The sequence below is a fragment of the Streptomyces aurantiogriseus genome (assembly GCF_014649375.1).
GTDB lineage: Bacteria > Actinomycetota > Actinomycetes > Streptomycetales > Streptomycetaceae > Streptomyces > Streptomyces aurantiogriseus.
Map to the genome: position 1 here is coordinate 126,175 of NZ_BMSX01000011.1, position 18,795 is coordinate 144,969.

The 18,795-nt window shown below is 71.7% G+C and carries 18 protein-coding genes; 7 read left to right on the forward strand and 11 right to left on the reverse strand.

All coding sequences use genetic code 11. The features are described 5' to 3' along the window. From IE263_RS23345 to IE263_RS23375, 7 genes are all read right to left on the reverse strand, one after another. Positions 1 to 573 carry a hypothetical protein gene (locus IE263_RS23345; protein ID WP_189939679.1) on the reverse strand — a complete coding sequence of 191 codons (573 nt, stop codon included), beginning with the start codon at positions 571 to 573 and terminating at the stop codon, positions 1 to 3. A 6-nt stretch (positions 574 to 579) separates the two neighbouring features. Beyond that, entirely contained in the window at positions 580 to 1,095 is a 516-nt protein-coding gene (locus tag IE263_RS23350; protein ID WP_189939680.1) for a ubiquitin-conjugating enzyme E2, read from the reverse strand. Further along, on the reverse strand, positions 1,092 to 2,306 hold the full coding sequence (locus IE263_RS23355) for a HesA/MoeB/ThiF family protein (RefSeq protein WP_189939681.1): 1,215 nt from the start codon (positions 2,304 to 2,306) through the stop codon (positions 1,092 to 1,094). Before IE263_RS23355 ends, IE263_RS23350 begins: the two co-directional genes overlap by 4 nt. Continuing rightward, complete coding sequence (locus tag IE263_RS23360) at positions 2,296 to 2,607, reverse strand: hypothetical protein (protein WP_189939682.1); 312 nt, start codon at positions 2,605 to 2,607, stop codon at positions 2,296 to 2,298. Before IE263_RS23360 ends, IE263_RS23355 begins: the two co-directional genes overlap by 11 nt. 309 nt (positions 2,608 to 2,916) lie before the next feature. Then, the gene (locus IE263_RS23365; RefSeq protein ID WP_189939683.1) at positions 2,917 to 3,678 is read right to left on the reverse strand and encodes a DUF5919 domain-containing protein; all 762 of its coding nucleotides are present in this window, start codon (positions 3,676 to 3,678) and stop codon (positions 2,917 to 2,919) included. A 319-nt stretch (positions 3,679 to 3,997) separates the two neighbouring features. Next, complete coding sequence (locus IE263_RS23370) at positions 3,998 to 5,104, reverse strand: NAD(P)/FAD-dependent oxidoreductase (protein WP_189939684.1); 1,107 nt, start codon at positions 5,102 to 5,104, stop codon at positions 3,998 to 4,000. Between the two features lie 447 nt (positions 5,105 to 5,551). Beyond that, a complete protein-coding gene (locus tag IE263_RS23375) occupies positions 5,552 to 6,121 on the reverse strand; it encodes a TetR/AcrR family transcriptional regulator (protein ID WP_189939685.1) in 570 nt (189 codons plus the stop codon). Positions 6,122 to 6,307: 186 nt separating this feature from the next. Between IE263_RS23375 and IE263_RS23380 the strand changes: the two genes are divergently transcribed. The 3 genes from IE263_RS23380 (at position 6,308) to IE263_RS23390 (ending at position 9,738) form a co-directional block, all read left to right on the forward strand. Then, positions 6,308 to 7,816 carry a family 43 glycosylhydrolase gene (locus tag IE263_RS23380; protein WP_189939858.1) on the forward strand — a complete coding sequence of 503 codons (1,509 nt, stop codon included), beginning with the start codon at positions 6,308 to 6,310 and terminating at the stop codon, positions 7,814 to 7,816. Positions 7,817 to 7,871: 55 nt separating this feature from the next. Further along, the gene (locus IE263_RS23385; protein WP_189939859.1) at positions 7,872 to 9,293 is read left to right on the forward strand and encodes a family 43 glycosylhydrolase; all 1,422 of its coding nucleotides are present in this window, start codon (positions 7,872 to 7,874) and stop codon (positions 9,291 to 9,293) included. A gap of 142 nt (positions 9,294 to 9,435) precedes the next feature. Continuing rightward, a complete protein-coding gene (locus IE263_RS23390; RefSeq protein WP_189939686.1) occupies positions 9,436 to 9,738 on the forward strand; it encodes a DUF3040 domain-containing protein in 303 nt (100 codons plus the stop codon). A 162-nt stretch (positions 9,739 to 9,900) separates the two neighbouring features. Here the strand turns inward: IE263_RS23390 and IE263_RS23395 are convergent, their stop codons facing one another. Both IE263_RS23395 and IE263_RS23400 read right to left on the reverse strand, forming a co-directional pair. After that, the gene (locus IE263_RS23395; protein WP_189939687.1) at positions 9,901 to 10,488 is read right to left on the reverse strand and encodes a D-glycero-alpha-D-manno-heptose-1,7-bisphosphate 7-phosphatase; all 588 of its coding nucleotides are present in this window, start codon (positions 10,486 to 10,488) and stop codon (positions 9,901 to 9,903) included. Beyond that, on the reverse strand, positions 10,485 to 11,489 hold the full coding sequence (locus IE263_RS23400) for a glycosyltransferase family 2 protein (RefSeq protein WP_189939688.1): 1,005 nt from the start codon (positions 11,487 to 11,489) through the stop codon (positions 10,485 to 10,487). The genes IE263_RS23395 and IE263_RS23400 overlap by 4 nt, the downstream gene beginning before the upstream one ends. Positions 11,490 to 11,594: 105 nt before the next feature. Between IE263_RS23400 and IE263_RS23405 the strand changes: the two genes are divergently transcribed. Further along, positions 11,595 to 11,792, forward strand: coding sequence for a hypothetical protein (locus IE263_RS23405; RefSeq protein ID WP_189939689.1), 198 nt, complete (start codon positions 11,595 to 11,597; stop codon positions 11,790 to 11,792). A 271-nt stretch (positions 11,793 to 12,063) separates the two neighbouring features. Then, entirely contained in the window at positions 12,064 to 12,504 is a 441-nt protein-coding gene (locus IE263_RS23410; RefSeq protein ID WP_189939690.1) for an SRPBCC family protein, read from the forward strand. 260 nt (positions 12,505 to 12,764) lie between these two features. Here the strand turns inward: IE263_RS23410 and IE263_RS23415 are convergent, their stop codons facing one another. After that, positions 12,765 to 13,415 (reverse strand): hypothetical protein, encoded by a 651-nt coding sequence (locus IE263_RS23415; RefSeq protein ID WP_229911121.1) that lies wholly within the window; start codon positions 13,413 to 13,415, stop codon positions 12,765 to 12,767. Positions 13,416 to 13,581: 166 nt separating this feature from the next. Between IE263_RS23415 and IE263_RS23420 the strand changes: the two genes are divergently transcribed. Together IE263_RS23420 and IE263_RS23425 are read left to right on the forward strand one after the other, a co-directional pair. Beyond that, positions 13,582 to 16,323: a P-loop NTPase gene (locus tag IE263_RS23420; RefSeq protein WP_189939691.1), complete on the forward strand. Its 2,742-nt coding sequence runs from the start codon at positions 13,582 to 13,584 to the stop codon at positions 16,321 to 16,323. A gap of 43 nt (positions 16,324 to 16,366) precedes the next feature. Further along, positions 16,367 to 17,683 (forward strand): lanthionine synthetase LanC family protein, encoded by a 1,317-nt coding sequence (locus tag IE263_RS23425; RefSeq protein ID WP_189939692.1) that lies wholly within the window; start codon positions 16,367 to 16,369, stop codon positions 17,681 to 17,683. Here IE263_RS23425 and IE263_RS23430 read toward each other — a convergent pair. Further along, a complete protein-coding gene (locus tag IE263_RS23430) occupies positions 17,635 to 18,786 on the reverse strand; it encodes an XdhC family protein (RefSeq protein ID WP_189939693.1) in 1,152 nt (383 codons plus the stop codon). The two genes, IE263_RS23425 and IE263_RS23430, sit on opposite strands and share 49 nt — an antisense overlap. Between the last annotated feature and the right edge of the window lie 9 nt (positions 18,787 to 18,795).

Below are 18,795 nucleotides of genomic sequence, written 5' to 3' on the forward strand. Positions count from 1 at the left end.
TTACCTCGCAGCGGTTGAAGGTGCAGGGACGGCTGCGGACGACGACGGATTCACCACGAGATCGAAGTCGAAGTCCATTTCCTCGGCCGTGAGGCCCCGGCCGGCTGTGGGCGAGTAGTCGTTCTCCCGAGCGGCTTCGACCGCTTCGTAGAGTTCACCGGCGGCGGGGTTCGTGGCGAGTACGGAGACTTCCACCCCGACGAGTTCGCTGTACCGGCACACGGCGGAGAGCGCGTCGCGGAAGGCGCCGAAATGACACTGCACGGTGGCTATTTCGGCCTGCACGACGACACAGTCGTCGACCAGCAGCAGACGGGCCTGATGGCACCGCTGGTTCCAGCGGGAGAGGAACCGCAGCACGGTGACACGCCGGGCGGGCAGGACGTCACGCTGCAGCAGGACCCGCAGGTACACCCAGCGTTCGGTGGTGCGCACCTCCAGCGCCGCCCGGTAGTCGTAGCAGGGGACGAGACACCGTACGCCGGTGAGCACGGTGTTGTTGTCGACGATGCGGTAGTGCCAGCCGAGCTGGTCGAAGTGGCCGGCGACGCTGTGCGCGTCGAGTCTGGGCATGACGGCTCATTCCTCCACTGGCTCGGGGCGCGGAGAAGCGGTGATCTCGAATTGCGGGCTGATGGCCGGACGTGTGTCGATCGGTACGATCGTTTCGTCCACGTTCAGCTGCTCCCAGAGCCACAGGGCGGCCTTCGCGTCGAGCGGGTCGTAGATGTTGAAGGACTTGTACTGGACGAGTTCGCACAGCGCCACGCACAGTTCGGCGAGGGAGAGCCCCGGATACCAGATGTCGCCCATGCAGACGTGCGGTGGTTTGAAGTTCGGGTGGAAGATGACCGTTTTCCACACGACCGTGGGCGGCAGCACCGGAAACCTCTCGCCCAGCACGATGTCGAATTCGTGCTCTTCCGACTGCATCAGGACGTCCTTGATCTGGGCGAGGCCCAGGCAGCGGAGCGTGACGGTGTATTTCGTGGGCGGGTTTCCGAGGCTGTGGAAGCTGATCAGCTCGCTGGACTGGGCGAGGTCGAGCATGCCCGCGTAGTCGTTCGCGAGGCGCCGGTGCCGAGGTGATGTCATCCGCGCCGCCTCGGGTCCAGTCGGGCCAGTTCCGGCTCCGCGGGAAGTCCGGGGAGTTCCAGGTGTACGGCGGTGTCGGCGTCCGCGGTGTCGCCGGGATCGGCCTCGACCCAGCTCCACGGGGGGAAACCGGTGTCCCCGGGGGAGAGCAGGGCCCAGGGTTCGTCCCCGGTCACCAGGTTGGACAGGTCGGGGACGGTTCGCCCGCCGCAGTCGGCGCAGCGGCCGGGTCCGTCCTCGGGGCCGCCCGTGCTCTCCTGGACGTGGTTGACCGGGCGGGTGCTGCCGCAGGCCAGGCAGGTCGTTCGCGCGTTGATCTCCATCGGCAGGCGCAGCACCGCGTCGGGCTCGTTCGTGGCGTCCCGCCAGGAGCCGAGCAGTCCGGCCCAGTCGGTGGCGGTGCGAGCCCAGGCGTCCGGGGCGGCGGCCGGGGAGGCGGCCTGCGGGTGCAGCCAGCAGTCCTCGCGGCGCGGGAGCGTGGTGCGGGCGTACTGGTCGTGGGCGAGGTCGAGGCGTATCTCCTCGCCGAGACGGACGGGCAGGGCGTCCGGGTCGTGGTGGATCCACTTCACTGCCTGCTGCACCATGAGCGCCGCCACCGCGGACGCCCCGAGGACGGTGGTGGGCACGCCCTGTCCGTACTGGGCGCGCCGGGCGTAGGCCAGGCAGGAGTGGCGCAGGGTCAGGTCGCTCAGGTCCTCCTCGGTCAGCGTGCACACGTAGCAGGGGCGGGTGTCGTCCGGGGCGTAGAGGCGCACCGCCCCCTCCCAGGAGGTGAGTCCGCCGTCGACGAACAGGCAGCCCGCCAGTCCCGCGAGCTGCCCGAGGGCGACCCGGGCCGCCGCGTTGTCGACGCAGCCGAAGGCGACGTCCATCCGGGCGAACAGCCCGGCGCCGGCCACGGTGCGCAGCTCCCCGTGCAGGGCGACGACCGTGCAGTCGGGGTTGAGCCGGGCGGCGGCCGACCGGGCGACCTCGGCCTTGGGGCGCCCGATGTCCTTGTCCGTGAACAGCACGGACTTACCGAGGTTGCCGCCCTCCACGCGGTCGAAGTCGATCAGGACGACCGTGCCCCAGCCGAGCAGGGCGAGGTTCTTGACCACCTCGTTCCCCAGGGCTCCGGCCCCGACGACGACAGCCCGGGCGTCCTTGAGCAGATCCTCGCGCCACCACCGGACCGACGCCGGCTGGGCGTAGCGCTCACTGGTCATGGGTCCCCTGACTGTCCGGAGAGAAGTGGCAGTTGCGCGAGCAGCAGCGGCTCCCCACCAGGTGCTCCCAGCAGTCCGGGCAGTAGCCCTCTCCGCACAGCGGGCAGCGGACGACCCCCGTCCCCGCCGTGAAGGTGGTGAAGCAGTGCGGGCAGTGGCGGCCGGTCAGGGCGTCGTCCGGGTCGAGGGTCAGTCGCTGGACCTCTTCGTAGACCGCGAGCCGGCCGCCGAATTCCAGGGTGTCCCCCTGGTGCAGAACGGCCATTCCGGTGATGGCGGTGCCGTTACGGATGACGTCCATACCGTCCGGCACCAGCACTCCGAGCCCCGACTCGGTACGCAGAACCCATAATCCGGACTTGCGTTCGGAGACGTCGGCATTCAGTGGTTCCCGAAGATTTTCGGCGGGCAACAGGAAGCGACGGCCTCGCTCCGGCAGAACTATGCACCAACCCCGGAAGTCCAATCTGGGGAAGGGTGGAACGGTCGAACCCATGGGCAATCCGCCTGCTTTTCGCGGCTGTGTAGGGCCGCCCATTATCGACACGGAATGGGCGGGCGGGCAAGATGGTGACAGGGGCATAAAAGCGGAATCCCCCATGTCTGCGGGTCAGTTGGCGGGCGGCCGGCCCAAGGCCCAAAGATGTTCGAATTGGTCGGTCCAGTAGTCGTGCCAGCGATTGCTGCTCGCCCGGGTCAGGCTGATGTGCATACGGGTGCCGGTGTGACGCCCGTGAACGGCGTGGAATTCGACGATCAGCGATCCGTTGTTGGTGCCGGGATCGATGGTGACCATGCTGAATCCGGGACTGAAGTCGATGAGCCGGTATTCGAAGCTTCCCGGGACATTCCAGTTCCGCATCATTTCCATACGGGACACCACCGTCCGCAGGGACGGGGCGAGCGACTCCACCGAGAACTCCTGCCCGTCGTCCAGCTGCCGGGCGGCCACGCGCACCGCCTCCGCCGCGGACGGATCGAGCAGGAGGACCCGCACCTTCCCGTCGGCGCGGGCCAGCACCTGGCTGCGTAGTGCCTCACAGGTGCTCGAACTCAGCAGGTTGATGCCCGAGGGGGCGAACACGGCGACCTCGCGCGCCCCGGCCAGCCGGCCGGCGATCGGGACCGACTCGAGGTCGGTACGGTCGTGCAGGACCGCGTCCACGTCCGAGGCTCCCCGCTCGGGCAGCGTGATCCGGAAGACCAACAGGCCCACACCGGCCAGCAGGACCGTCAACTGCAGCCGCTGGGACAGGACGTCACCGATCAGGGACAGCACACAGAAGACCAGGGCGCACGCGGAGACCGCATAGGCGTCGAGATGCGTACGTGTCCGCAGATCGCCCAGAACGCGCCGCCAGGTCCGTCGCATGGATTCCCCCCGTTGCTCGCTCCCCGTCCGAGGCGCGGTGCGCCGGAGAGCTCACAGTAGGGATGCCATCACGCTCCCGGCCAGGGCGTGTCTTTGCATGATCTCGGGTGGCGGAGCACGCCCGTGTGCTAGGGAATGCCGATCCAGGTCTTCCCGGCGCGTTCGGCGGCGCCGGCGAAGGCGGGGGGCGTCCAGCCGTGCGGCGCGGGCGAGCCGTTCCCGCGAGGTCCTGCGCGACCTCGCCGACCGGCTCGGCGCGACCGTCGACTTCTTGGTCGCCCGAGCATGGGCCGCTGAGCCCGGCCCGGTCCTCGGTGCGTCAGGTCGCGGTGTAGCCGAGCTGGCGCCTCATGTACGGGGTCATGAGGGTCTTCGCCTTGGCCAGGACGGAGGTGCGGCCGCCGAGGACCGCGGTCTCCCCGCCGGGGACGGGCAGCATGGTGAGCCCGTCGGCCGGGCCGAAGGGGACGATGAGTGGGGTGCGGTGGACGGGCCGGTAGAGGCGGGGCTCCTTGCGATGCCTGCCGGAGCTGTTCAGGTAGGTGCGGATGTTCCAGGCGGCGAGATCCGCCTGGGCGAGCGCGGCGGGGGTGATCTTGAGCTCGGTGGCGTCGTTGACGTCGCCGACCGCGAACACGTCGAGCCGCCCCTCGACCCGCAGCGTGCGGTCGACCTTCACGTGCCCGCTCGCGTTCAGCCAGTCGCCGTGCCCGGCCAGGCGCAGCCAGAGCGTGTTGGGAGTGGTACCGGTCGCCCAGAAGGAGAGGTCGGCTTCGATGACGTTGCCGCGGGCGTCGCGATAGGTGCCGAAGTCGTGGCCTGGGGACATGAAGGAGTCGAGCCGCACCTCCACGTCGTGCGCCTCCAGCCAGGCCTGCGCCTTGCGGGCGGCCCGTGAGCTGCCCGTGGAGTGGAGCAGTGTCGGCCCGGAGTGGGCGAGGGTGATCCGGGCGTCCGGTCTGGCCAGGCGGATCTCGGCGCTGAGCTCGACTCCGGAGGGCCCGCCGCCGACGACGAGGACGTGTTCGGCGGTGGCGATGCTCCGCTGGTGCCCGGCGAACGCCTTGGCCGCCTCCTCGGTGGTGGTGCCGATGAAGCGGGCCGGTTCGGGATAGTCGGCGCCGGTGGCGATCACCAGCACGTCGTACGGCAGCCGCTCCCCCGTCGCGAGGGTCACCTGCCGTTCGCCCGTGTCGATGCGGACCGCCTTGTCCGCGACCACACGGCCGTGACGCAGCAGTCGGTCGTACGGGATGAAGGGGGTCACCGTCCACTCCGGGCGCACGCCGGCACGCAGGGAGGCGATGCGGTGGAAGAAGATCTCCTTGCGGTCCACCAGGGTGACCCGCGCCGTCGCGTCCAGTCGTTTCGCCAGGCGGACACCCGCGTAGCCGCCGCCGATCACCACTACGTCGCCGTCACTCACACCGGTCTCCTGAGCTGTGGGGGGAGGAGCGAGTGCCGTGGCGCATGGGCTCTCCCGGCCACTCGGATGGCGATGAGCGTATCCCTTGAACTCTAAAGCTTCAGTGGACTCGTGTGCGGATTGTGTGAAGCGTCGGCGTCCGTGCGGCCCGTCATGCCCTCGGCGTGACGGGCGCCTGCCGGAGGGCGACGATCGCTTCGAGGAGACCGGTCGCGGGGGTGGACGTGGGCCACCACCCCGTGCCGGACGGTGCGCCGCGGGGGCGGACGTGGGCCGCCACCCCGTGCCGGACGGTGCGCATCGGGGGGCCGAGGCGCGGATCCCCGTGGCCGGGCTGCCGGATACGGCCGGACCGGTCCGCTGTCGGTCTGCCGACCGGGACTCGCCGGGCCGGCGGGCGGATCCCCACGTCACTCCCGCGTCCCGCCCCCGCCCGAGCGCCCCGGATCAGCGCAGGCCCGCGGCGTCGAGCAGAGTCGTCACCGTCGGCACGATCAGCCCGCTCAGGTCGTCCGCGCGGATGCCGGCCCGGGCGCTCGCCCCGTCGAAGAGCAGGGTCAGCCGGCGGGCCAGCAGGGTGGGATCGTCGGCCCCGCCGCGTTCCGCCTCGGCGCGGAAGAACTCCGTCAGCTCGCCCTTGACCCGCCGCGCGACCCTGCTCGCCGGGTGGTCGACATCCTTGAGCTCGACCTGGACGGCGAGGTACGGGCAGCCGTGGTACTCCGGCAGGGCCGCCTGCGCCTCCACGCGCTCGAAGACGTGCAGGATGCGCTCGCGCGCGGGCCGCCCGTCGTCGGCGGCCGGGAACAGCAGGGTGGTGAAAGCCGAGGCGCGGCGCTCCAGGCTCGCCGCCAGCAGCTCGTCCTTGCTCTCGAAGAGCTGGTACATCGAGCGCTTGGACACCCCGGCCGCCTTGCACAGCGCCTCGACGCCGATCCCGACGCCTTCGGCGTAGGCCAGGGTGGCGGCCGCCTCCAGCAGCCGGTCACGGGAACCGGTCTTCGCGTCGGCGCTCATGGAGAGAGGCCGACCCCGTCGCGCACCCGACGAAAACCGACCGGTTTACGCACCGGGCGCGTCACCGGGTCAACCGGAGCCTCCTCGTCCAAACCATTGACGGAGGCATGCCCGACCCCTATGTTTCGGCCGAAGTTACGAACTACGTTCGAAATTACGGACAAGGGACGGTCCTGTATGCCTCGGATGTTTCCTCGGCGCGCCCGCGCGCGGACGGCACGCCGCAGACCCCTGCTGGTCTGTGTGCTCGCGCTCCTCGTCGCCCTCGTCGCGGCGACCCAGCCGGTGTCCGCGGCGGACGGCCGCCCGTACACCAACCCGCTGAAGTCGTTCAAGGGTGCCGACCCCTGGCTCCAGTATCACGACGGCAATTACTACCTGATCACCACGACGTTCACCGGCATCCTCGGCATCCGCAAGTCACCGACCCTGGCGGGCCTCGCCACCGCGCCCAATGTGCAGGTGTGGTCGGACACCACGTCGACGCGCAACACCAACTTCTGGGCGCCGGAGATGCACCTCTTCAACGGCCACTGGTACGTGTACTACTCGGCCGGGCAGAGCGGCGTCGCCTGCTGCGACTCGCAGCGCACGCACGTACTGGAGAGCGCCGGCACCGACCCGATGGGGCCCTACACCTACAAGGGTTCCCTCACCGGATCGAACCTCACGCCGGGCGGCTGGCTGATCGACGCGAGTGTGCTGCAGGCCGACAACAAGCTGTACCTGGTGGGCAGCGGCTTCATCAACGGAAGTACGCAGAGCCTGGTCATCGCGCCGCTGAGCAATCCGTACACGCTGGCCGACAGCACCTTCACCATCATCTCCAGCCCCACGCTGAGCTGGGAGAGGTCCGGGTCACCCGTCAACGAGGGCCCCGAGCCGCTGTACCACAACGGCCGCACCTTCCTGACGTACTCCGCGAGCTCCTGCCAGACCGCCGACTACAAGCTGGGACAGCTGGAGTTGACCGGCTCCGACCCGCTGAACCCGGCGTCCTGGACCAAGAAGCAGACACCGGTCTTCCAGCGCAGTGACGCGAACGGCGTGTACGGCCCCGGCCACAACGGCTTCTTCACCTCGCCGGACGGCACCGAGAACTGGATCGTCTACCACGCCAACTCCTCGGCGAGCGGCGGCTGCGGCAACGGACGGACCACCCGCGCCCAGGAGTTCACCTGGAACGCCGACGGCACCCCGAACTTCGGCGCCCCCGTCGCCCTCGGCACCACGCTCCCCGGCCCGTCCGGCGAGACGGCCGCGACGCCGGCGTCGTACACCCTCGTCAACCGCAACAGCGGCAAGTGCCTCGACGTGAACGGTGGCAACACCGCCGACGGCACCAACATCTTCCAGTGGACCTGCAACGGCGGGGCCAACCAGAAGTGGAAGGTCGAGGACCTCGGCGACGACACCAACCGTCTGGTCAACGTCGCCACCGGCAAGGTGATGGACACCGCCGACTGCTCCGCCGCCGACGGCGCGGACCTCCGCCAGTGGTCGTGGCTCAACAACAAGTGCCAGCGCTACCGCCTGGTCTTCACCGCGAGCGGCGACCACGTCCGGATCGTGAACGAGTCCACCGGCAAGGTCGCCGACGTGGCCGACTGCGGCACCGCGAACGGCACCGACGTACGGCAGTGGGCCTGGCTGAACAACACCTGCCAGCAGTGGAAGCTCGTCCCCACGGCCTGATCACCCCCCTCTGATCTGGAGAACCCCCTTGAGACGCATAGCCGTACGGCTGCTCATGGCCGTCCTCGTGGGCCTGGCGGCCTGCCTCGCCGGGCCGGCCCCCGCCGCCCAGGCCGCCGTACCCGACTCCCCCGCCGTGACCTACACCAACCCCGTCGCCGAGAAGCGCGCCGACCCGCACATCTTCAAACACACCGACGGCTACTACTACTTCACCGCCACGGTCCCCGAGTACGACCGCATCGTGCTGCGCCGGGCGACGACCATCCAGGGCCTGTCGACGGCCCAGGAGGTCACCATCTGGACCAAGCACACCAGCGGGGTCATGGGCGCCCACATCTGGGCGCCGGAGATCCACTTCATCGACGGCAAGTGGTACGTGTACTTCGCGGCCGGCGCCACCAACGACATCTGGGCGATCCGCATGTACGTCCTGGAGGGCACCGGCAGCAACCCGCTCACCGCGACCTGGACCGAGAAGGGCCAGATCAAGACCACGTGGGAGTCCTTCTCCCTCGACGCCACCACCTTCGTCGTGAACGGCGTGCGCTACCTCGCCTGGGCGCAGCGCAACCCGGCCGAGGACAACAACACCAGCCTGTTCCTCGCGAAGATGGCCAACCCCTGGACGATCACCGGGACTCCGGCGGAGCTCTCGCAGCCGACGCTGTCCTGGGAGACGATCGGCTTCAAGGTCAACGAGGGTCCGGCCGTCATCCAGCACGGCGGCAAGGTCTTCATGACCTACTCGGCGAGCGCGACCGACGCCAACTACTGCCTGGGCATGCTGACCGCCTCCGCGAGCGCCGATCTCACCAACCCCGCGTCCTGGTCGAAGAGTTCGCAGCCCGTGTTCAAGTCCAGTGACGCGACCTCGCAGTACGGCCCCGGCCACAACTCCTTCACCGTCTCCGAGGACGGCAGGTCCGACATCCTCGTCTACCACGACCGCAGCTACAAGGACATCTCCGGCGACCCGCTGAACGACCCCAACCGCCGCACCCGCGTGCAGAAGCTGTACTGGAAGGCCGACGGCACGCCCGACTTCGGCATCCCGGTCGCGGACGGTGTCACCCCGCAGCGGTTCTCCTCGTACAACTTCGCCGACCGTTTCATCCGGCACTGGGAGTACCGGGCCCGGGTCGAGGCGAACGTGAGCCCGCTCGCGGACTCGCAGTTCCGGGTGGTTCCCGGTCTGGCGGGCAGCGGGACGGTGTCGCTGGAGTCGGCCAACTTCCCCGGCTACTACCTGCGGCACAAGAACTTCGAGGTGCGGCTGGAGAAGAACGACGGCACGGCGCAGTTCGCGTCCGACGCGACGTTCTCCAGGCGGGCGGGCCTGGCCGACTCCGCCGGGGTCTCGTACGAGTCGTACAACTTCCCGGGCCGTTACATCCGGCACTACAACTACCTGCTGTACGTGCAGGCGTTGAGCACGGCGACGGACCGGGCGGACGCGACGTACTACGCCCAGTGACACGCCCCCACTGACCCACGGGATCCGGTGGCGCCCCCGGCCGGCAGAAGTGCCGGCCGGGGGCGCCTCGTCGTTCCCCGTTATTCCTCCTGCGGCCCGGGCACCCGAAGAGTGTCCGTGTCGGGCCCCGGGAGGAGGGACAGTGACGACAGACCGGCTCTCCGACGACGAGCGGCGCATCCTGGCGGAGATGGAGCGCGCCCTGCGCCGCGACCGCCGCCTCGACAGGCGGCTGCGCACCCTGCGATGGCACCCCAGCCTCTCCGGGGTGGCGTCCTGGGCACCCCGCCCGTGGACCGTGGCGCTCCTGCTCGCCGTGTCCGTCGGCCTGACGGTGGCCGGCATCATCACCTCGGCCCCGGTCGTGATCTGGGCGTTCGCCGCGGTCTGGCCCCCGACGCTGTACGCGGCGTTCCGGTTGCTGTGCCGCTGGACGGAGCCCTGACCTGGCGCCCGGTCCGCCCCGACCAGAACGCGAACGCGTAGTGCCGGCCGGCAGCGCCTGGTGCGTTGAGCGGGGCCGTCCCTCGGGACGGCCCCGCTCTCTGCGTTCCGCTCAGTGCCGTTTCGGTCGATCTCAGTGCCGTTCGGTCGATCTCAGTGCCGCTCAGTGCCGTTCGGTGGATCGAAAGGCCGTCGCGATCGCCCGCTCGTCCGCCAGGACGCGCTGCCTGGGCCCGCCGGTCAGCAGCCCGCGGACGGCGGTGAGCAGGTCGGGGGCCATGTGGTCCGCCGCGGCCGTCTCCTCGGTGCGGGTGCCCGGGGTGGGGAGGAGGATGCCGTGGGCGCCGGCGCGGTGGGCGGCCTCGGCGGTGTCGCCGGTGGCGGCGATCACGGCGATCCGCTCGGGCGGGGTGCAGACCCGGCCGGCCGCCCACAGCACCAGGCCGGGCCGCGGCGCACGGCAGTGGCAGCCGTCGTCGGGGGCGTGCCGGCAGACCGCCCAGACGTCGAAGGGGCCGAGCAGGTCGTCGATCCGCTCGTCCACGCGGCGTAGATCGGCCTGGGAGAGCAGTCCGCGGGCGACGCCCGGCTGGCGGGTGACGACGCCGGTGCGCAGGCCGTGCGCCCGCAGCAGGGCGAGCGCCTCGCGGGCGCCGGGGAGGGGGCGGACCCGGTCGGGGTCGGCGTTGTCGGGGACGTCCTCGACGAGGGTGCCGTCGCGGTCGAGGAGCACGAGGCGGACGGGGTTCACGGGCCCACCTCCTGCCAGGGCGCGGCGTGCCGGTGGCGCCAGGTGCCGCTCAGCCGGTGCCAGGTGGCCGTGGGCGGGATGAGGACGCTGGTGGCGAGCAGGGTGGTCACCTCGTCACGGGTGCGCGGGCCGGGCGCGATGCGCGCCCACGCGAACTCGCCGGTGCCCAGCGCCCAGCCGAGCGCGGCGGCCGTGGCGGCCCGGCGGCGGCCGGCCGCGGCGAGCGTGCCGGCGGCCAGGCCCGCCGCGGTGGTGGCGGCGTGGGCGCGCAGCCGGCTGCGCGGCGCGAACACCCGGTGCCGCCAGCCGGGTCCGTGCAGCCGCCGCATGAGGGCGTCGTCGGCGTTGCCCCGCTCGGCGCGCAGCGACACCCAGCGGTCGGCGGGCGGGACCGGGCAGCGGGTGGTGCGCTGCCCCTGCCGGATGCGCCAGCCGGCGTCCAGCAGGCGCAGGGCGAGGTCGGTGTCCTCGCGGAAGGTGTGCCGGAAACGTTCGTCGAAGCCGCCGACCTGTTTGAGGGCCTCGGTGCGGTAGGCCATGTCGGCGGTGATCCAGCGGGCCCGCGCGAGGGCCGCGGTGGTGCGCTCCCAGTCGGTGGGGCGGCGCCTGCCCGGCAGGGGTACGGCCAGCACGCCCTGGACGCCCGCGGTGTCGAAGGTGGCGTCCGCCAGGTCCTCGGTGAGCTGCTCGCCCCAGTGGGGGCCGACCTGGACCTCCTCGTCGAGGAAGGCGACCCACGGCGAACTGGCCGCGCGCAGGCCGCTGTTGCGGGCGGCGGCGGGCCCGCGGCCGGCACCGTGCAGGACGGTGGTGCGCTCGCGCAGGTCGCCGAGGACGCTCAACGGGTGGTCCAGCGCGCCGGGTTCGGGATCGGTCCGGTCGTCGACGAGGACGATCCCGGCCGGCTTCGGCCCCTTGGCGGCGGCGAGCGCGGCAAGGCAGTCGGCGAGCGTGTCCCGCACGAGGGTCGGGATCACGACGGTGTAGGCGGTCACGAGCATCCGGGTGCCAGCTGACAACAAACTCAAACACGCAGCACGCATCGGAGCAGGTCAGCCGCTATAAGTGCTGTGTATAGCCCCGGCCTGCCTTCTCTGATCAAGAAGATGAGGAAACCGGGGATCTCGTTCCGCACGGCGGGCATCGGCGCGGCCGCCGCCTGCCTCTCCCCGGCCCTCACCGACTGCGGCAGCCCCGACACCACCGCACCGGGCACCGTCCACGCGGAGCCCGCGACCACCGCGCAGACGGCCCGCTTCGGCACCGTCGACTGCCGCAGGGCGAACGGAACGAAGTCGGAGTGAATGGGGGCACCCCTCTGCGGGAGCATCGCGCTCACCTTCGCCGCGGGCCCGGGCGAGAACTCGGCTCGCCGGCCGCCGGCCCACCCCATGCGCCCGCCCCAGAGCCGTACGAACGAGACGGTGCACGAGATCTGCCGCGGATCCCCGGCACCGCGGGCACAAGACAGAGAAACGTTTCTCGTACGATTTCGCCCCGACCTGCGGCTGGGCCGACCGTGTGAGTGGTCGGGGAACCCACCGGCGGGCCGCCCGGACTCCTTACGATCACTACGTGGTCACCTTCCAGTTCGAACGCACCGCACCGCTCACCCTCGACGAAGCCTGGCGCCGGCTCACCGAGTGGCCCCGGCACGGGGACGTGGTGCCGCTGACCCGCGTCACCGTGGTCACGCCCGGCCCGACCCGTGAGGGCACGGTGTTCGTGGCCCGGTCCGGGATCGGCCCGTTCGCGGTCGACGACCGCATGGAGGTCACCGTCTGGTGCCCGCCCACCGGGGACGAGCCGGGCCTGTGCCGGCTGGAGAAACGCGGCCGGACGGTCCGCGGCTGGGCCGAGATCGAGGTACGGCCCGGTCCGGGCGGGCGGGCCCGTGTGGTCTGGCGCGAGGAGCTGCGACCGCGCCTTCTGCCGTCCCTGTGCGACCCGTTGCTGGGGGCCTCGGCCCGGGTGGTGTTCGGGCGGGCGGCCAACCGCCTGCTGCGCCGCCCGTGACGCGCCCCGGCCGCCCTGGGGCCTGTCCGCGGATCATGCAGCGGACGCCGGGCCGGCACGCTGCCCTCCCCCACTCTCGGCTTCTACCCCCAGCTCGTCTTCGCTCGAGCGGGAGGCATCCCCGTGAGCTCGGGCATCCCCATGAGCGCGGGCACCCCCCATGAGCGCGGGCACCCCATCACCCCGACTCACCTGCGCTTATAAGGCTCCATCGCTTTCCTGCGACTCGATCCGCCGGACAGGCCCTGGCCCCCGACGGCTCACGGCGTGCCCGGCCCCGGCTCCTGGCCGCGGACGACGACCGGCTTGTCCTGACGGTCGCGGTCGCCGTCGCCGCGCGTGCTGAGGATCGTGTCGCAGATCTCGCGGAGCTTGTCCGTGGCCTGTTTGGAGAACAGGCCGCACAGCCCGGCGATGCCGCAGAAACCGTAGGGGTTGGCCGACCCGGCACCGGAACTCCCGGCGAACAGTCCGCCGCGCAGCAGCAGGTACACCAGCAGCGCCAGCGTCACCCCGATCGCGGCCCTGAGCAGGTACCACCACACCCAGCTGGAATACAGCCGCCGGTTGCCCACGTACGTCGCGAACGACGTGGCCGCGTGGACGAAGCTGCCCAGGCCGCTGCAGCAGATCACCCCGAGCAGCATCGCCGTGTCCCCGGTGAGCGTCCAGCCGCGCAGGCCCCACGGCGACCAGCGGGCCGTGGCCGTCACCTCCGCGCCCGGCCCGACGAGATCGAGCAGCACCGGCCACAGGCTCAGCAACGCGCCGCACAGCAGGACCACTTCCGCCAGCAGCAGCACGCCGAGCACCGCGATCCCCGGCACCGTAAGACGCCGCGCGCCGTCGCCGGCCTCGCCCCCACCGCCGCCGGCCTCGTCCGTGCCCCGCGACTCCCGTGTCTCGCTCAACCGCCCGCCCCGCTGTTCCCACCCGGACACTCCTCGCCGGCCCGGCCCGACGGACCACCTTGCCCGTCAAGCCCCTTCACCACAAGTCGCGTTGGCGACGACGGCGCTCCCGGAGGCCCCGGTAGACTCGGAAGACTCTCATCACGACACGTACGGGGGACGCTGGGTGAACACGGTCGCGATCAAACCCGGGGAAGAGAGGGCGCTCGTCTACCGACTGCGTTCGCTGCTGTCGGAGACCGACAAGCCGGTGGCGTTCATCGTCGGTTCCGGTGTGAGCATCGGGGCCGTGGACGGGGTGGGGGCCATCGTGCAGGACATGCGGCGCCGTATCGGCGACCCCGGGGAGACCGCCCTGTTCGACGAGAGCGTGACCGGGCCGACCGACGGTGAGCGGTACCAGCAGGGCGCGGAGTTCGCCCAGGACTACCGGGACCAGGACTGGCTCAACCTCGTCATCCGCCACGCGGTCCTGGGCGCGTGCCAGGACCTGACGCCCGAGGAGCGCGAGCAGTGGGCCCGTGCCTCCGAGAGTGAACTCGAGCAGATCGAACGGGACTCGTCCCGGTGGCGACTGACTCCGGCGACGGAGGCGCTGGGGCGCCTGCTGCAGCTGCTGCCCAGGGAGCGCAGGGGCCCGGTGATCACGACCAACTTCGATCCGCTGCTGGAGATCGCGGTGCGCCGGGCAGGCGCCCACGCCCTCCCGCAGCAGATCGACCTCGACGGCAAGCTGAGCCGGAGCGAGGACCAGGAGATCGTGGACATCGCGCATGTGCACGGGTACTGGCGGAAAGGCGACACCCTGCACACCGTGTTCCAACTCCAGCGGCACCGGACGCAGTTGCACGGCAGTCTGCGCAACTCGCTGAGCGGACACACCGTGATCGTGGTCGGCTACAGCGGCTGGGACGACGCCTTCTCACGGTCCCTGCGCGAGCACGTCCAGGAGCAGGAGAGGAACGGCGTCGACCTGATCTGGTGCTCCTACGATCCGCTGACTGCGGAGAGCTTCTCGTCGGGGCTGCTCAAGGATCTCGTCGACGCTCCGCGCAAGCGCTTCTACCACGGGGTCGACGCCAACCGCCTGTTCCCCGCCGTCGTGGACGCCTACGAGAAGGCGCTGGAGCGCCCGCCCGGCTGGCTCCGTCTGGACCGCGCGCTGCTCGACGAGTTGGGCGCGGTCGCTCCCGCGCGTGAGGACGTCATCGGTTTCTTCGACGGCGTGGAGCCCCACTGGCGCACCGCCCTCGACACCCGGGTGCCGCGTCTGTCGCTCGTAGCGGAACTGAGCGAGGCGGTCCGGGCCTGCCTGGACGGCGACGACGGGCGGATCGTGGCCGCCGTCGGCCCCATGGGCGAGGGCAAGTCCATGGCGCTGCGCCAGGCCACCGTCGACCTGGTCCGGGAACGCGACGACCTCACCGTGTTCTGGCGGGAGCACGGCAAGCCGTTCGATCCCGACACCCTGCTGGCCGTTCCGGCCCGTCCCGGGCGGCGCATCCTGCTCGTGAGCGACGACGGCGCACTCGTCGTCGACGGAGTGCGCCGGCTGATGACCGAGTGCCGGGCACAGGGCCGTACGGACATCCATGTGCTGCTGGCCGCCCAGGAGTGGGAGTGGCGCAACCGTCGCGCCTGGAACGAACTGGGCCGGTTCACCCTGGACATCGTGAGCTGCCACGGCCTCACGGAGCGGGACGGAGCGGAGCTCGTGAGCGCCTGGGACCGCTTCGACGCGCTCGGCGAACTGGCCGGGACGCCCGCGGACGAACGCGTGCGCAAGCTGGTCGACCTGTCCGCGGAGTCCTACGGCAAGCAGGAGAGCTCGCTGGTGGGCGCCATGCTGAAGCTGCGCTACGGCGGCAAGCTGGGCCGGCACGTCGACGACCTGCTGAGGCGGATCGACACCTACCCGCCGATCGGTGACCGCTCGCTGCGGGAGAGCTTTCTGATGATCGCCCTGCTGCATGCCGCGTTCACCCCGCGCAGGGACAGGATCCGGCCGCTCTCGGTGCGGATCCTCGCGCAGGCGCTGGGGGTCAGGGACTCCGTCGTGCGGATGAACCTCGAGGACATCCTCCGCAAGGAGGCCGCGGTGAGCGAGCACGGCGACGACCTGTGGGTGCGTCACCACTCCATCGCGCAGGCCGCCCTCGATCTCAGCCGTGACCAGCACCCCGGAGAGCTGGAGACGCTGATCCGCGCCCTGGTCCGGGCGGCCGTCTCGCTGACGAGGACCACCGGTGCCATGGACGACGACCTGTACTCGGTGGCGTATCTGTCCTCCCGGCTGCAGAAGCAGCGCTGGGCCGCGGACGAGTACCTGGCGGCCGCGGAGGCCGCCGTCGCCGCGGCCCCGACCCGGCTGAGCTACCGGACCAGCCATGTGTCGGCACTGCGCACGGCCAAGCGCCGCAAGGAGGCGCTGCGCGCCGCCGAGCAGGCCTGGGCGGAGATCAACCAGGTGGCCGACCCCGAATCCATGATCGGCTTCCTGCTGGAGTGGGGGACGGCCGCCGGGCAGGCCAGGTACCCGGAGTCCAACGCGCTGCTGGGCTGTCTCGCGCTGCCCTACTGCGAGGAGTCGGCGCGGGTCGTCTGGGCCCTGGTGAACCTGGGCGTCCCGCTGACCAAGCTGCACGAACGCAGCGGGGACCCGGTGTTCCTCGACGCGCTGCGGGGTGTGGTGGGGCTCCTGTCCGAACGCCGCCGCAGCCGCCGCGAGGACGAGTTCCTGGCCCGCCACGACGACTACATCACGGCGTGCGGAGCGTCCCCGCTCACCGGCGACGACGCCTGGACCGCGGTGCAGGCCGCGTTCGACGCCCTCCGCCCGAGCGCACACTCCACGTTGACCGCCCTGGTGAGGTCCACGGGCTCGATCCGCCCGCCGGAGCGGCTCTAGTCGCGCTCTGGGCAGGCGACGTGCCGCGTGCCAGGGTGGACATATGACGGCGGTGGACGGGGTCGGGACACTGGCGGTGGACGAGGTCGAGGCGCTGGCGGCGGAGGGACTGCGCTGGCTGCTGGGGGTCGCGCGCGAGACGGGGGACGGCGGTCTCGGCTGGCCCGCCCGGCCCTCGGACGGCGCGGTCGAGCCGATGCTCTACGACGGCACGGCCGGGATCGTGCCGGTGCTGCTGGAGGCGCGGCGTCACTTCGGGGACGACGTCTACGGGGACGCCGCCCTGCGCGCGGCGCGCAGCCTCGTGGCCGCCGTCGACGACTGCCGTGACGACTCGCTGTACTTCGGCCGCACCGGTATGGCCCTCGTGCTGCGGGCCGTCCACCGCGAACTGGGCGACAGCGCGGCCGGCGCCGCCGCCGGCCGGGCGATGGCGCGGGTGCGCTCACGCTTCGACGGAACGCGCTGGGGCGAGCTGTTCGAGCTGATGGGCGGCAACGCGGGCATCGGCCTCGGCGCGCTCGCCGCCGGCGACGCCGGGCTGGCCGTGCTGGCGCTGGAGCCGTACGCGCGGACGGCCGAGGAGACCGCGGCGGGCGTGCGGTGGGCGCACCGGCCGGGCGTGGAGTCGCGGCTGCACCACATCTCGCACGGCACCCTCGGCATCGTGTACGGGCTGGCCGCCGTCGGCGGGGCCACCGGCCGTACGGACCTGGTGGAGCTGGCGCGGGCCGGAGCGGCGGACGTCGTGGCCCGCGACGAGGGCGGCCCGGACGGCTTCCTCGTCCCCCACTCCGACCCGCAGTACGTGCCCGACCTGATCGAGCGGTACAGCTACGGCTGGTGTCACGGCCCGGCCGGTGACGCCCAGGTCTTCCGGCTGCTGCGGGACGTCCTGGCCGAGCCCGGCTGGCAGGCCCTCGCCGACCGCTGCTGGCACACCGTGACGCACTCCGGGCTGCCGCGCCGGCTGCGCCCCAGCTTCTGGGACAACAACGCCCGCTGCTGCGGCACGGCGGGCGTGCTGGCGCTGGCCTGCGACCGGATGGCCGAGCAGGGCGACTCCCCGGACTTCGCGCAGGTCCTCGTCACGGACCTGGTGGCCCGGGTGACCCGGGACGCCGACGGGGCGCGCTGGTCGAACGTCGAGCACCGGGCCACCCCGAGCACCCTCGAACCGCGCACCGGCTGGGGCGCCGGCACCGCGGGCATCGTGCGCGAGCTGCTGCGCTTCGTCCGGCTGAGCGAGTCGGGCGACCCGCACTACGCGTTCGCCTGGCCCGACCAGCCGGTGGTCCGCCGGGTCACGGCTCAGGCGACCGACCCGATCCTCCCGGCCGGCACCGACGTCACGTCGTGATGGATCGGCGTGTGCGCGCCGGTCAGCGGGACCCCGCTGCCGCCCCGCCGGTTCGCGACGATCTCCGCGGCGATCGACAGCGCGGTCTCCTCGGGCGTACGGGCGCCCAGGTCGAGGCCGATGGGTGAGCGCAGCCGCGCCAACTCCAGCTCGGTGACGCCGACTTCGCGCAGCCTCTCGGTGCGGTCGAGGTGGGTGCGGCGGGAGCCCATGGCGCCGACGTAGGCGACCGGGAGACGCAACGCCAGCTGGAGCAGGGGGACGTCGAACTTGGCGTCGTGGGTGAGGACGCACAGGACGGTCCGCCCGTCCACCTCCGTGCGTTCCAGGTACTGGTGCGGCCAGGCGACGACGATCTCGTCGGCCTCCGGGAAGCGGGCCCTGGTCGCGAACACCGGTCGGGCGTCGCACACGGTCACGTGGTGGCCGAGGAACTTGCCGACGCGGACCAGTGCCGACGCGAAGTCGATCGCGCCGAAGACGATCATGCGGGGCGGGGGCACCGAGGACTCGACGAGGACGGTGAGCGGGGCCCCGCAGCGGGAGCCCTGTGCGCCGATCTCCAGGGTGCCGGTGCGGCCGGCGTCCAGGAAGGCGCCGGCCTCGGCGACGACCGTGCGGTCCAGTTCGGGGTGGGCGCCGAAGCCGCCGTCGTAGGAGCCGTCGGGGCGGACGAGCAGGGCGCGGCCGACGAGCTCCGACGGGCCGGAGACGATGCGGGCCAGCGCCGCCGCCTCGCCGCCCGCGGCGGCGGTGAGCGCGGCCGCGAGCACCGGGCGGGCCGGGTCGGCGGCCCGCACCGGCGTGACGAGGATGTCGATCACACCGCCGCAGGTCAGGCCGACGGCGAAGGCGTCGTCGTCGCTGTAGCCGAAGCGTTCCAGGACCGACTGGCCGTCCGCCAGGGCCTGTCGGCACAGCTCGTAGACGGCGCCCTCCACGCAGCCGCCGGACACCGAGCCGATCGCCGTGCCGTCGGCGTCCACCGCGAGGGCGGCGCCCGGTTGACGGGGCGCGCTGCCGCCGACGGCCACCACGGTGGCCACCGCGACGTCACGTCCCTGCTCCACCCACCGGTTGAGCTCCTCGGCGATGTCCAGCATGTCTCGGTC